We start from the raw sequence: 12,382 nt of genomic DNA, 5'->3' as shown, positions 1-12,382 counted from the left end.
ATGAAGGTTTTCCCAGATAAAATTTAGCACAAAGGCTATCAGGGATATCCAAAATATCAGGCTTTTGCGTGTAGGACTATGGGGTTCATTCATAAAAAAATTCAGGATCAACCTGCACATAAGGCTGATCCTGATATTTAAATTTTACAATGCTTTCACTTCAAAAGAAACCTTTAGTTTTTCCCAGGCAATAGCCACACTAGCCTTAGTATCGTTGATTTTAGTAACTGAATATGTTAGGGCTTCCTGAGTGTCAGCCAAAACTTCTGGTTCTACCTTTATTCTTACCACATCTTGTTTCTGATCGTAATCATCACTCATGTGCTGATCCCAGTTTTTATTGATGATCAACGTCCATTCCTTTTCACCCGGAATAGTGAAAAAACCATATTTACCGGCAGGAACTTTGGTACTATTGATCTCTACATCTTCAGAAAAGTTGATGGCTGTTGCTCTGTGCGCGCCCGTGGCCCACACTTTATCGTATTCTACCAGACCTCCCCAGATTGTTCTCCCTCGCACACTTGGGGAAGAATAATCAATATGTATATGTGTATTTCCTGCATTTCCCATAGCTGCCGTCTTTGGACTCTTGGGTTTAGGCTTATCATCATTTACAGCACCATGTGCAGCATGATCAGTTGCGACCTTCTTACAGCCTCTGGAAAACTGTAAGTGAACGATCTTCCACATATCACCTTCTACTTGCATGGAAAGGGTCACCAATCCGGCAGAATTGATCTGTTGGCCTTGCATTTCGCCCTTAATCAAATAATTGCCTCGCAATAGCGCCATTTCTTTGTTAACCAAGGATTCAGCTATTTCGATATCGAAGGTCATGTTTGCCATTTCTTCAATTTCTTTTCCCAAATGACCGTCTCTGTAGTGCTCCCAGGAATCATCAACCGATCCCTGTTCGTATATTTTTGCTTTTGGAGAGAAAACTGCATTCAACGGCTCCAGATTTTTATCATTTACTGAACTGACAAATAAGTCCAGCACTTCGTTGGCTGTATTTTTGGGTTTGACTGAATCATTGCAAGAAATCATTAGTACTGATAAAGCCAAAATAGCGGTGGTAAATAATTTTTTCATTATAGATTATTGGGTTAGTTATAAATATTTAAGCAATCGTAATTTCTTCATCCAGATACACCTGCTGGATTAAATTAAGTAGTTCAATCCCTTCCTTTCTTGGTCGCTGAAATGCTTTCCTTCCTGAAATCAATCCCATACCTCCGGCCCTTTTATTGATCACAGCCGTCTTTACAGCTTCTGCATAGTCCGAATCACCGGATGATGCCCCTCCCGAGTTGATCAGGCCTATCTTGCCCATGTAACAGTTGGCTACCTGGTAGCGGCACAGATCAATTGGATGATCCGAAGTATATTTCTCATACATTTCTTTAGAAGTCTTACCAAAATCCAAAGCCTTAAAACCGCCATTTGTTTCAGGCACCTTTTGTTTGATAATATCTGCCTGAATGGTGACTCCCAGATGGTTGGCCTGGCCTGTGAGGTCAGCGGCTGTATGGTAATCCTTGTCCTTGGTTTTGAAGGCTTCATTTCGGGTATAACACCACAAGATAGTGGCCATCCCTAATTCATGGGCATAAGCAAAGGCTTCTGAAATTTCACGGATCTGCCGGTTTGACTCTGCCGACCCAAAGTATACGGTAGCCCCAATGGCGCAAGCCCCCATATTCCAGGCATCCTTTACCGTTCCAAATAAGATCTGGTCATGCTTGTTGGGATAGGTTAGAAGCTCATTATGGTTGATTTTTACGATATAAGGAATTTTATGCGCATACTTTCGGGCGTTAAGCCCTAATACACCAAAGGTAGAGGCTACACCGTTACAACCTGCTTCCAAACCAAGCTGTACAATATTCTCCGAGTCAAAGTAGTCCGGATTGGGGCCAAAAGCACTCCCAGCGGAATGTTCAATACCCTGATCTACCGGAAGAATTGACAAGTAGCCCGTGCCTGCCAGGTTACCACTATTATACAATCTTGATAGTGAATTAAGCACCTGCGGATTTCTGTTTGTATTCAGAAAAACCTGATCCAGATAATCCGGTCCGGGTATGGTAAGCCTTGTTTTGTCAATGGTTTTACAAGTATGTTGCAGCAGATATTCTGCCTGATCTCCTAAGTATTCCGTTATTTCTTTCATCTCTGTTGTATTTAATGGTAAGCTAAGATTTATTGAGTTTTAGTCCCGGCATAATCAAAATAGTCACCAACAGCAGGGTTATCCCGATAATCAAAAATGGCCATGAGTTACCAAAAGAATAAATCCACATACCCAACAATGGCCCCAGCACCTGACCGATGCTATTGGTAGAGGTTTGGGTGGATAAATAAGTCCCTGTATTATTTTCATCAATGAACGAGATCGAGGCTATGAGGTTTGGTGTTACCATTGCACCGCCTGTTGCAAAAATTATGATCATTGAGAATACATAGTAGTCAGCTTTAATCAATGTGAACAACCCCATCGATAAGGCAGCCAATAAAAAACCGATAATCAGTTGCAATTTCATGGGTAGTATATTTTCATCAAAACTGGCAAATAAAGGTTGCAAAATGGCCATTATCAAGCCACAAAGCATAAACCCAAGACCTACCTGTGTGGCATCAAAGATGAGTATATCTTTGGCGTACACGGAAAAAACAGTTTCAAATAGCGTAACAGCTAATTGTATTACTAATGATAGTAACAAGAGCTTTAAGAAGACAGTATTAGCCAACATCCCTGTTGTTTTGAGTTTCCCTTGCTGCTTATTTGTGTGCTGTTTCTTTGGTTTTTTGAGCCACAGCATAACGACTACCAAAGCGACTATTCCTAACAAAGCGATGGCCAAAAAAGGTACACTGAACCTGTTCAAGAGGAAGTGGCCTATTGCTGTATTGAAATGAAGGTTGGTTTGTGCCAGGTACCCACCAATCATTGGCCCGGCAATGACACCCGCGCTGACAGCCACTCCTGACCAGGCTAGTATTTTTCTTCGTTGTTTACTATTTGTAAGGTCACTTAGGTAAGCATTACTCGCGGGTATAACAGCAGATGAGAATATTCCTCCAAGTATTCTTGCTACATATAGGATGGTCAAAGAATTTGCCAGCCCCGTCATAATCTGCATCAAGGCAAAGCCAGCCAGACCCATAACGATGAGCACTTTCCGACCGAAACGGTCGGATAGCTTACCCCAAACTACAGCAAATAGCAGTTGAAAAAATGGGTAAATACTGGTAAGGATGCCTATGTGATAGTTGATATTTTCGTCAGATACCACTCCGGACTTTAGAGCAAGTCGTTCCGTATAGTAGGGCAAAACGGGCAGCAGTACGCCATACCCACTCATTACTACAAAAATACTTAATAGGACTATAATTATCCCGCCAAGCATTTCACGATTACCCATTATCTATTACCTATTTTCTTCTTCAACAGCTGCGCATTGATAGCCACTATAATGGTACTCAAACTCATAAATACTGCCCCAACCGCAGGTCCTAATACAAAACCAGAGGAATAAAGGACCCCTGCCGCGAGTGGAATCGCAATTACATTGTAGCCAGTAGCCCATATCAGGTTTTGTATCATCTTACTGTAAGTGGCTTTGCCAAATAAAATCAGATTGGCAATATCCTGTGGGTTGCTATTGACCAGAATAATATCTGCCGTTTCGGCTGCTACATCTGTCCCTGACCCTACTGCAATACCTACGTTGGCTTGTGCCAAGGCTGGGGCATCATTAACCCCGTCACCAGTCATGGCCACAAACTCACCTTTGCCTTGGAGTTCTTTTACGATTTCCACTTTCTGATGAGGAAGCACTTCAGAATAGTAGCCATCCAATCCTAATTTATCACTTACTGCTTTGGCTGTCTTTTCATTATCGCCTGTTGCCATTAACACTTTAATGTTGTTCTTCTTAAATACTTCGATGGCTTCAGCAGATTCTGCCCTTATTTCGTCTGCCAGTGCAATATAGCCTGCCAATGATCCATCGATTAAAACGAATACTAGCGTTTCTGCGGCATCACTGTAAGCATCTTCAGGAATAGTTATTTTTTCATCTCGTAAGTATCCTGGACTAACCACTTTTATGTTTTTTCCTTCCACTTTTGCTTCCACACCTTTGCCAGTGATGGCATTGAAATTTTCTGGTTGAGGAATGGCCGTTTTACCTTCTTTTACCTTTTTCACAATACCGACCGCAATAGGATGTTCGGAACTTTGTTCTAACGCACTCGCCAGTCGTAAGACTTCATCCGAAGAGTATTGCTTATCAACTGATTCAACTCGTGTGACTCCAAAATCACCTTTGGTCAATGTCCCTGTTTTATCAAAGAGTAAAGTGGAAATCTTTCGGGATTCTTCAAAAGCTGTTCTGTTCCTGATCAGCAAACCATTTTGTGCAGAAACTGCTGTGGATATGGCAACCACCAATGGGATGGCCAAACCGAGCGCATGAGGACAGGCAATAACCATTACGGTAACCATCCTCTCCAAGGCATATACAAAAGGAAATCCTAAGAACAACCAAGTGGCCAATGTTCCGAATCCTATTGCCAAGGCAATATAGGTAAGCCACTTAGCAGCACGATCTGAAAGGTTCTGCATTTTGGACTTGGACTTTTGTGCTTCCTGCACCAGTGTGATCACTTTATTGAGGTAGCTGTCTTTGCCTGTATGTTCTACTTTTACTTTCAGTGAACCGTTTCCATTGAGTGAGCCACCAATCACTTTGTTTTCCAATCCTTTTTTAACAGGTTTGGATTCGCCCGTCAGCATGGACTCGTTCAGGTAGCTTTCGCCTTCTACAATAATTCCATCGGCAGGCACTTTTTCTCCCGGTTTGATCAGGATTATATCATCTTTTTGCAGGTCTTCTAATTTTACCTCTTCAATACTATCACCTTTCACTCTATGTGCTTCTGAAGGCATCATACTCACGAGTAGTTGCAAGGCTTTTGAAGCGCCAAGCACGGATTTCATCTCCAGCCAGTGGCCGACAAGCATGATATCAATTAAAGTGGCGAGCTCCCAGAAAAAATCCTCCCCTTCAAGGCCGAAAACTGTTGCAGAACTATAAAAATACGCAACACTAATGGCCATGGATATTAAAGTCATCATGCCCGGGGCACCTTCTTTCAACTCATCCTTCAATCCTTTTAGAAAAGGCCAGCCTCCGTAAAAATAAACTATGGTAGAGAGTCCGAACAGAATATAAGAATTGCCCGGCAACAGCCAATCGTAACCTAAAAATCTCTGGATCATCGGAGAAAAAGTGAGTATTGGAATGGTAAGTACCAGGGATATCCAAAACCGCTTTTTGAAATCTTCTATCATCATTTTGTGATGATCGTGTCCCATATCACCATGTCCGGGATTGTGGTCAGAATGACCAACATGGTCATGACCTTCATGTCCGGAATGATTTTCATGCTTTTTACTTTCTTCGTGCTTATGGTGTTTGTGATTATGCTCTTTATGATTTTCCATAACGTCTATATTTTATTTGTCGGGGTACTCTAAATTAAGTTTTTCAAGCTGTTCGGCTAAAATTTTGGCAGCTGTATAATTACGAAACCAGCGCTTGTCTGCAGGGATGATATGCCAGGGCAAGTGATCACAGGCATTAAGTACTGTATGGTATACTTTCCTAAAATCATCCCATTGTTTGGGTATCAGTTCATCTTCCTTCGCGTACTTCCAGCGTTTGTGTGGTTTCGTTTTACGTTCTTCAATACGCTCTATCTGCTCATCAGCAGATATATGCAGGTAAAATTTTAATATCAATGTATTATTGGCCAGCAGGTGATGTTCCAGTTCGTTGATCAAATTGATACGGTGCTCCAATACTTCAACTGACAGGCTTTTATTGACGGTAGGCACCAAAATGTCTTCATAGTATGAGCGATTAAAGACCTTGATCATTCCTTTTTCTGGAAAGTGGGGATAAACACGCCATAAGAAATCATGCTTGACTTCATCTGCGGTAGGTTTCTTAAAAGATTTAACCTGCACTCCTTGCGGGTTCATACCGCTAAAGGCATGACGGATTGTACCGTCTTTACCTGAAGTATCAAGGCCTTGTAAGACGATAAGCATGCTGTACCTGCCATCAGCGTAGAATTTATTCTGCAACTGAAAAAGCTCTTTTTGAAGTTTTTTCAGTGTTTTTTTAGTTTCCGCTTTATCAGCATGCTCAGGTGGAAGGGTGGATATGTGATCTAGCTCAATCATCTATCGGTCATTTTAAGTCTTTGAACCATTGCTTCATTTAGGCTACTACTGTATAACCCATAAGCATCAACCAATACACCCTTCATACCATTCTTACCGCTTATGGCAAACACAATGCTATTGTCATCAGGGTTACTCATGCCTTCGAACCGATAAAAAGCATCCACTTCAAAATCTTCCGGATGTAATTGTAGTTTGGAAGTGAGGCATTCCAAACATTCAGGCTTTAGATTGAAGTCTTCTGTATAACCTTCTTTTCTCAAGGCGTTAGTAGCTTCGCTCAGTGTGTCGTAAGATGTATTGCTATTTGCTTTGGTCATGATTTTTAAATTTTTAGTCCTTCTCATTTGTTTCCCATTGTAAAAACCACCTTTCTCCAACAAATACTAAAAACATTAGTACGATGGAAACCACTATTACCAAAGGATCACTGGAGGCCTTTATCCAGAGAAATGCACTCAAAACAATCAGATCAAGTAGAATGGCGATCATGACAATTGCTACGTTGACATTTACTTCTTTTCTAAGATTTTTTAAAACGCCCCACTGGAGTATTATATCCATGGTTAAGTAAAAAATAGCTCCAAGGGAAGCAATACGAGACAGGTCGAAAAATGCCGTGAGCAAAATGGCAATTATTACAGTATAAACTAACAGGTGCTTTTGCAACCCACCGGGCATTCCAAAATGTTTATGTGGGATTAGATTTATTTCCGTAAGCATAGCGGTCATCCTAGAAACGGCAAATATACTGGCAATAACTCCTGAAATAGTAGCTACAATGGCTATACCCACAGTAAACCATAAACCATATTTACCAAATGCAGGTTTAGAAGCTTCTGCTAGTGAAAAATCTTTTGCAGCAATAATCTCTGGGATTGACAAATTAGCTGAAACTGCCAAAGCCACAAGTAAATACACCAGAGTGCAAATAAAGAGTGAAATCATAATGGCACGCCCCACGTTTTTATTAGGGTTCACGATTTCACCACCACTGTTTGTGATAGTAGTAAAGCCCTTAAAAGCCAGAATGGTGAACGCCAAAGCTCCTATGTAACTTGTTAACGTATAATCACCAGAAATGGAGGAAGGTAGGGCTTCACTAAATGAAAAACCTGCTGCCCACAGGCCTCCAATAGCGAAGATGGCTAAGCCTCCTATTTTGATAACTGCCATCATCAGGGAAGACCGTCCAATCACCTTATTGCCAGAAATATTTACTAAAAAAGCAACTACTAATAATAAAACCCCCAAAATAGGTATCCAAATACTATTTTCTTGTACATCAAAAAGCTGTAAGGTATAGGATCCAAATGTGCGTGCCACTAAGCTTTCACCAATCACCATTGAAAAAGCCATTAAAAGAGATCCTGCGGCAGTGATAGTACCTGGCCCATACGCTTTTTTCAGGTACATGGCAATGCCCCCGGCTGATGGATAAGTATTGGATAATTTTATGTAGGTATAAGCACTAAAGCCAGAGATAATGGCACCTACCAAAAAAGCCAGGGGAAACAAATCTCCTGAAAGATCCGCCACCTGACCAAGTAAGGCAAAAATACCTGCACCTATCATCACTCCAGTACCTAGAGCCACAGCTCCAGTTAGACTTAAGCTATTCTTTTTGTAATTTTCCATACTTTTCGTTCAACTATTTAGACACTAATAGCTATCGTCATATTCCATCGTAAAATAAGTTCCATCGTCCTGTATGAATTTCTGACGTTGCAATACAAAATTTTCAGTCAGATATTCTTCAACTGAATAGTTGATGGTTTTAATTTTCAATCCCATCATGTACGCTTCTATCACTGCTTTACTCCTGATAACCAAATTACCATTTTCTGTCCTCTTATCTCTATCTTTTATTGTAATTAGGCTCTTAGAACCGAAAAAACTTAATATTCCTGACTCTATGCTCATCTTCAAATGGATATCCCTCAATTCAGGACTACGTTGCAAATCATACAACTGTTTAAAATCTTTCGAAGTGACATCCACTGTTATCTTTGCATCACGAGGATCGGCAAACGGAAATACATTCAATAGCACATCAAACTCATTGGGATTGCACTTATATGTGGTCGTGTACTTTTCCGTAAGCCGGCCGCTTTCGTCATAGAGCTCGGTTATTACCTTTATCCGATAAGTTTTACCCTGCTGCTCTAACTCACCCGTTAAAAATATCTGCTTGCCCTGCAGGTCTCCATTTTGATCATAGTTTTCACGTACTATTCTTTTTTGTGCTATTTGCTGAATGAACATTTCTTTCTCCTGACCATACAAAATTGCAGGGGCAAGTTGCAGACACGCTATTAAGGTGAGTAGCGCACTACGCATGATGCTTCATCAGTTGGTTAATCTCTTTTGCCAGAATATCTGAAAGGTCAATCTGATTACTTTCATGAGGGATGGTGTTGCACGTGACGACCTGTTGTACCCCTGCATTTTTTAGATCCGCATAGGCTGAGCCAGCAAATACGGCATGTACCCCAACACAAACCGGTGGGTGCATTCCGGCTTTTTTTAAATGGCCGACTGTCTCTATCATCGTTCTGGCGGTGGAAATTATATCATCCACCAGTACCGGGGTGTGGTCTTTGTATTTTGCTACATCGGGGACGGACACTTCCACATCCCTGTCACCGTGCCTCACCTTCTCTAACACCGTAAAAGGTGCTCCGGCTTCTTCTGCTACCTGAGAAACCCATTGCTCACTTTCACTATCCGGGCCGATGAATACCGGCTTTTCAATATTATCGCTCACCCATTTTGAAATGTGTGATGCCGCATGGATCAGTTTATTAGGTACGGTGTAAATCTCACTTAACGAACTTCTACGGTGAAGGTGTGGGTCAACGGTGGTCAACGTTTCTGCAAAGCCTGATATTAATTCAGCAAAATACGTAGAGGTAATACCTTCTCCCGGATTAAACTGCTTATCCTGACGCATGTAGGCCAGATAAGGCGCTACCAGGCACGTACAGGCAGCACCAAGTTCTTTGGCCGTCTTACTTAAAAAGTACAGGGGCAGCAATTTGGCATCCGGCTCGTGTAATGTGCATACCATTACCACGCATTTATCTTTAACCTCAGAGTGAATCTGCACATAGCTTTCCCCATCGGGAAACTGCCGGATGGTTGCCTCTCCCTTTTCAGCCTTAAGGTGTCCGGCTATTTTTTTTGTAAGTTCTTCGTTGCCCGGTAAGGCAAAAACTATCATTTCCATATTTTAAGTCGCTTTGATTTTAATAATTTGTTTTTGTGCATCCAGGTAAGAAAGGGCGTATTCAAGCTCTCCTTGTGACTCAGCATGGATTTCAAACAGAGTATCGTTCTCTTCCACATGAGTACCCAATGGTGTAAGCAGCAAAATGCCTGCTGTCATCGCACCTGGAGCACCGGCCAGCTTAGCCACTTTGGCCAGTCTGCGATTATCAATTTCTGAAACTACTCCACTTGCTGCGGATCTAATCCTATGCTTATGGGGCGCTACCTCAGGTTCCCTGAAAAAACCTTGTGCCTCGCAGATAGCAGTGAATTTTTTGTAGGCGGCTCCACTTTTCAAAACTCTCAAAGCTTCAAGAGTACCTGACCCTTCGGCTGCTTTTCCTCCCATTTCAAGTAACCTGCCTGCCAATATTATTGCTCTTTCTCGCAGGTCATCAGGTGCATTGTTTTCATTTCTCAAGACGGATAAAACATCCTTAGCTTCCAAGGCAGGCCCTATACCCCTCCCCACAGGTTGTGACCCATCGGTTAATACAATATCAATATTCAGCCCGATGGCTTTGCCTACCGCAACCATCTTTTCTGACAGATGCACAGCAGCCTCCTGCGACCGCACCTTAGCCGTAGCTCCAACAGGAATATCAATCACCACATCGGTAGAACCTGCTGCCGCCTTTTTAGAAAGCACGGAAGCGATCATCTGCCCTTCGCTATCAATATCCAAAGCTTTTTCTACACGGATGAGTATATCATCTGCCGGACTTAGCTGTACTGATCCGCCCCAGGCAAGGCAACCGCCTTCCTGTTCCACGACATTTTTCATTTGCCCGGTGGTGAGATTTACGTTGGTGACTACCTCCATGGTGTCAGCAGTACCGGCAGGAGAAGTAATGGCACGGGAAGAAGTTTTAGGGATGGTCAACCCAGCTGCGGCAACAATAGACACTACCAATGGAGTAGTTCTGTTACCAGGCAAGCCACCGATGCAGTGTTTATCATAAACTTTATCCTTGCCCCAGTCCAGTTTAAAACCCACGTTAATCATGGAACGGGTCAGGGCAATCACTTCGTCCTGATTTAATGAGTTCCCGGTGCTGGAAGCCAGAAAAGCCGACAATTGAATATTAGATAAGTTACGATTGACGATATCGCCAATGATCCTGTCAAACTCGGCCTGGTTCAGTCGGTGTCCATAAATTTTCTTACGGACATCACTCATGGAATCAAGCGCATCTAAATGGCTCAGCCTAAGTAAGTCACCTTCTTTAGTTTCCAAGGCTTCAATAGCGGCATCAGAAAGACCCAATTGGTCATGACTTAATTGTGACTCATCATCCCAAACGATAAGAGACGCTACAATGGTTTTTTCTTCTTTTGAAACTTTTATACGATTTAAAGCCTCAAACCCTTCCGATATACAAACCGGGCAGTCCTTACGCATAAATACCATATATTCGTTTCGGGCATCTATGCCTAATCTTACTAGTTTTAATACGTTATGCCGGGTATCCTTTGCTTCCATCACAATTCTACCTTTTGATTAAGTTGAGGGATATCTGTTTGCCATCCTTTATTATCTTCCAGGGCTTTTGACAAAGCTTCTGCCTGCTCTGCTTCCCCATGAATAATAAACACCTTTTCGGGTTGTTTTTTAATTTCAGAGAGCCAATCAATCAAATCGTTTTGATCACCATGCGCACTCAGTCCTTCAATGTGTTCCATGTGCATGTTGAATGGCAGCCATTTGCCATACACTTTAATTTCTTTTGCACCTTCAAGTAGCTTTCTTCCTCTTGTTCCTTCTGCCTGATAGCCTACAAAAAGTAAGGTGTCGTTACTATTGCCTGATCTTGTTTCCATGTAGTTGAGTATTCGTCCGCCCGTCATCATACCGCTACCTGCTATGACGATCTTGGATTTATTATCTTCCCGCAGTGCCAGGGTTTCCCGATAGTTGCTCACTACCTGAAAATGAGAACACATTTCATCACATTCTTCCGGCTTAAGCTTGTGCCAGTCCCTGGAAGCATGAAATAGATGGAGTACATTAGCACCCATAGGGCTATCCATGATCATGGGTATTTTTGGAATCCTTTTCTCCTTCAAAAGCCTCCAAAGCATTAGCATCATGAGCTGAGTGCGCTCTACGGCAAAACTGGGAATGAACAGGCTTCCTCCACGCTCTACCGTTTCGTTGACTATACGTTCCAGTTCCGGGACAATACTTTCTTCTTCAGGATGAATCCTTCCTCCATAGGTGGATTCAATAAGCAGGACATCCGCTTTTTCAGGTTTTTTTGGCGTATACAAAAGCAAATCTTTTTTTCTGCCTATATCACCTGAAAACACCAAGCGGCTATCATTGGTCTCTACTTCAATAAAAGTTGATCCGATGATATGGCCATTGTATTGCCACCTTACTTTAAAGGCATCATCAATTACATGCCATTTACCTTCTGAAACAGGGTTGAAAAGCGGAAGGGTATTTTCAACGTCTTTTAAGTCATAGAAAGCCTCTGCCGGACTGTGCTTACTGTAACCCTCTTTATTTGCCCTGGCTGCCTCTTCTTCCTGAATTTTGGCGCTATCCTTTAAGATAATTTCTGCGATTTTTAAGGTAGGCGCACTACCATATATTTTTCCTCTAAAACCAAGCTTTACCAAACGAGCCAGGTAGCCGGTATGATCAAGATGTCCGTGCGTAAGCACAACAGCATCAATGGCTTTCGGATCATATTCAGGTTGTTCCCAATTGAGTAAACGTAATTCTTTTAATCCTTGAAACACACCGCAATCCACCATCAGTTTTTTATTTCCTGATTCAAGTAAATATTTGGAGCCTGTAACCGTACCAGCGGCTCCTAAAAAGTTTATGGTCATTTTATCATTCAT

Annotated in this window: 11 protein-coding genes; all 11 read right to left on the bottom strand. The window is 42.1% G+C overall.

Going from position 1 to position 12,382, the window contains the following annotated elements; all coding sequences use genetic code 11:
- Window positions 1-144: 144 nt before the first annotated feature.
- The 11 genes from AAC601_RS05050 to AAC601_RS05000 are packed head-to-tail and all read right to left on the bottom strand — an operon-like array spanning window position 145 to window position 12,370.
- On the bottom strand, window positions 145-1,095 hold the full coding sequence (locus AAC601_RS05050; RefSeq protein WP_340152647.1) for a DUF2911 domain-containing protein: 951 nt from the start codon (window positions 1,093-1,095) through the stop codon (window positions 145-147).
- A gap of 28 nt (window positions 1,096-1,123) precedes the next feature.
- On the bottom strand, window positions 1,124-2,176 hold the full coding sequence (locus tag AAC601_RS05045) for a class I fructose-bisphosphate aldolase (RefSeq protein ID WP_340152646.1): 1,053 nt from the start codon (window positions 2,174-2,176) through the stop codon (window positions 1,124-1,126).
- A 22-nt stretch (window positions 2,177-2,198) separates the two neighbouring features.
- Window positions 2,199-3,428 carry an MFS transporter gene (locus AAC601_RS05040; protein WP_085516269.1) on the bottom strand — a complete coding sequence of 410 codons (1,230 nt, stop codon included), beginning with the start codon at window positions 3,426-3,428 and terminating at the stop codon, window positions 2,199-2,201.
- Window positions 3,428-5,515 (bottom strand): copper-translocating P-type ATPase, encoded by a 2,088-nt coding sequence (locus tag AAC601_RS05035; RefSeq protein ID WP_340152645.1) that lies wholly within the window; start codon window positions 5,513-5,515, stop codon window positions 3,428-3,430. Before AAC601_RS05035 ends, AAC601_RS05040 begins: the two co-directional genes overlap by 1 nt.
- A gap of 12 nt (window positions 5,516-5,527) precedes the next feature.
- The gene (locus AAC601_RS05030; RefSeq protein ID WP_013454193.1) at window positions 5,528-6,259 is read right to left on the bottom strand and encodes a PPK2 family polyphosphate kinase; all 732 of its coding nucleotides are present in this window, start codon (window positions 6,257-6,259) and stop codon (window positions 5,528-5,530) included.
- Complete coding sequence (locus tag AAC601_RS05025) at window positions 6,256-6,579, bottom strand: hypothetical protein (RefSeq protein WP_041650602.1); 324 nt, start codon at window positions 6,577-6,579, stop codon at window positions 6,256-6,258. Before AAC601_RS05025 ends, AAC601_RS05030 begins: the two co-directional genes overlap by 4 nt.
- Before the next feature lie 13 nt (window positions 6,580-6,592).
- Window positions 6,593-7,897, bottom strand: coding sequence for an APC family permease (locus AAC601_RS05020; protein ID WP_013454195.1), 1,305 nt, complete (start codon window positions 7,895-7,897; stop codon window positions 6,593-6,595).
- A 24-nt stretch (window positions 7,898-7,921) separates the two neighbouring features.
- Complete coding sequence (locus AAC601_RS05015; protein WP_013454196.1) at window positions 7,922-8,599, bottom strand: hypothetical protein; 678 nt, start codon at window positions 8,597-8,599, stop codon at window positions 7,922-7,924.
- Complete coding sequence (locus AAC601_RS05010) at window positions 8,592-9,488, bottom strand: ribose-phosphate pyrophosphokinase (RefSeq protein ID WP_062303416.1); 897 nt, start codon at window positions 9,486-9,488, stop codon at window positions 8,592-8,594. Before AAC601_RS05010 ends, AAC601_RS05015 begins: the two co-directional genes overlap by 8 nt.
- A gap of 3 nt (window positions 9,489-9,491) precedes the next feature.
- On the bottom strand, window positions 9,492-11,012 hold the full coding sequence (locus AAC601_RS05005; protein WP_340152644.1) for a thymidine phosphorylase family protein: 1,521 nt from the start codon (window positions 11,010-11,012) through the stop codon (window positions 9,492-9,494).
- The gene (locus AAC601_RS05000; protein WP_340152643.1) at window positions 11,012-12,370 is read right to left on the bottom strand and encodes an MBL fold metallo-hydrolase; all 1,359 of its coding nucleotides are present in this window, start codon (window positions 12,368-12,370) and stop codon (window positions 11,012-11,014) included. The genes AAC601_RS05005 and AAC601_RS05000 overlap by 1 nt, the downstream gene beginning before the upstream one ends.
- Window positions 12,371-12,382 lie beyond the last annotated feature (12 nt).

The sequence above is a fragment of the uncultured Marivirga sp. genome (assembly GCF_963974845.1).
Classification (GTDB): Bacteria; Bacteroidota; Bacteroidia; order Cytophagales; family Cyclobacteriaceae; genus Marivirga; species Marivirga harenae.
The sequence above is the reverse complement of the archived record's forward strand: the minus strand, read 5'-3'. Positions and strand labels throughout refer to the sequence as shown.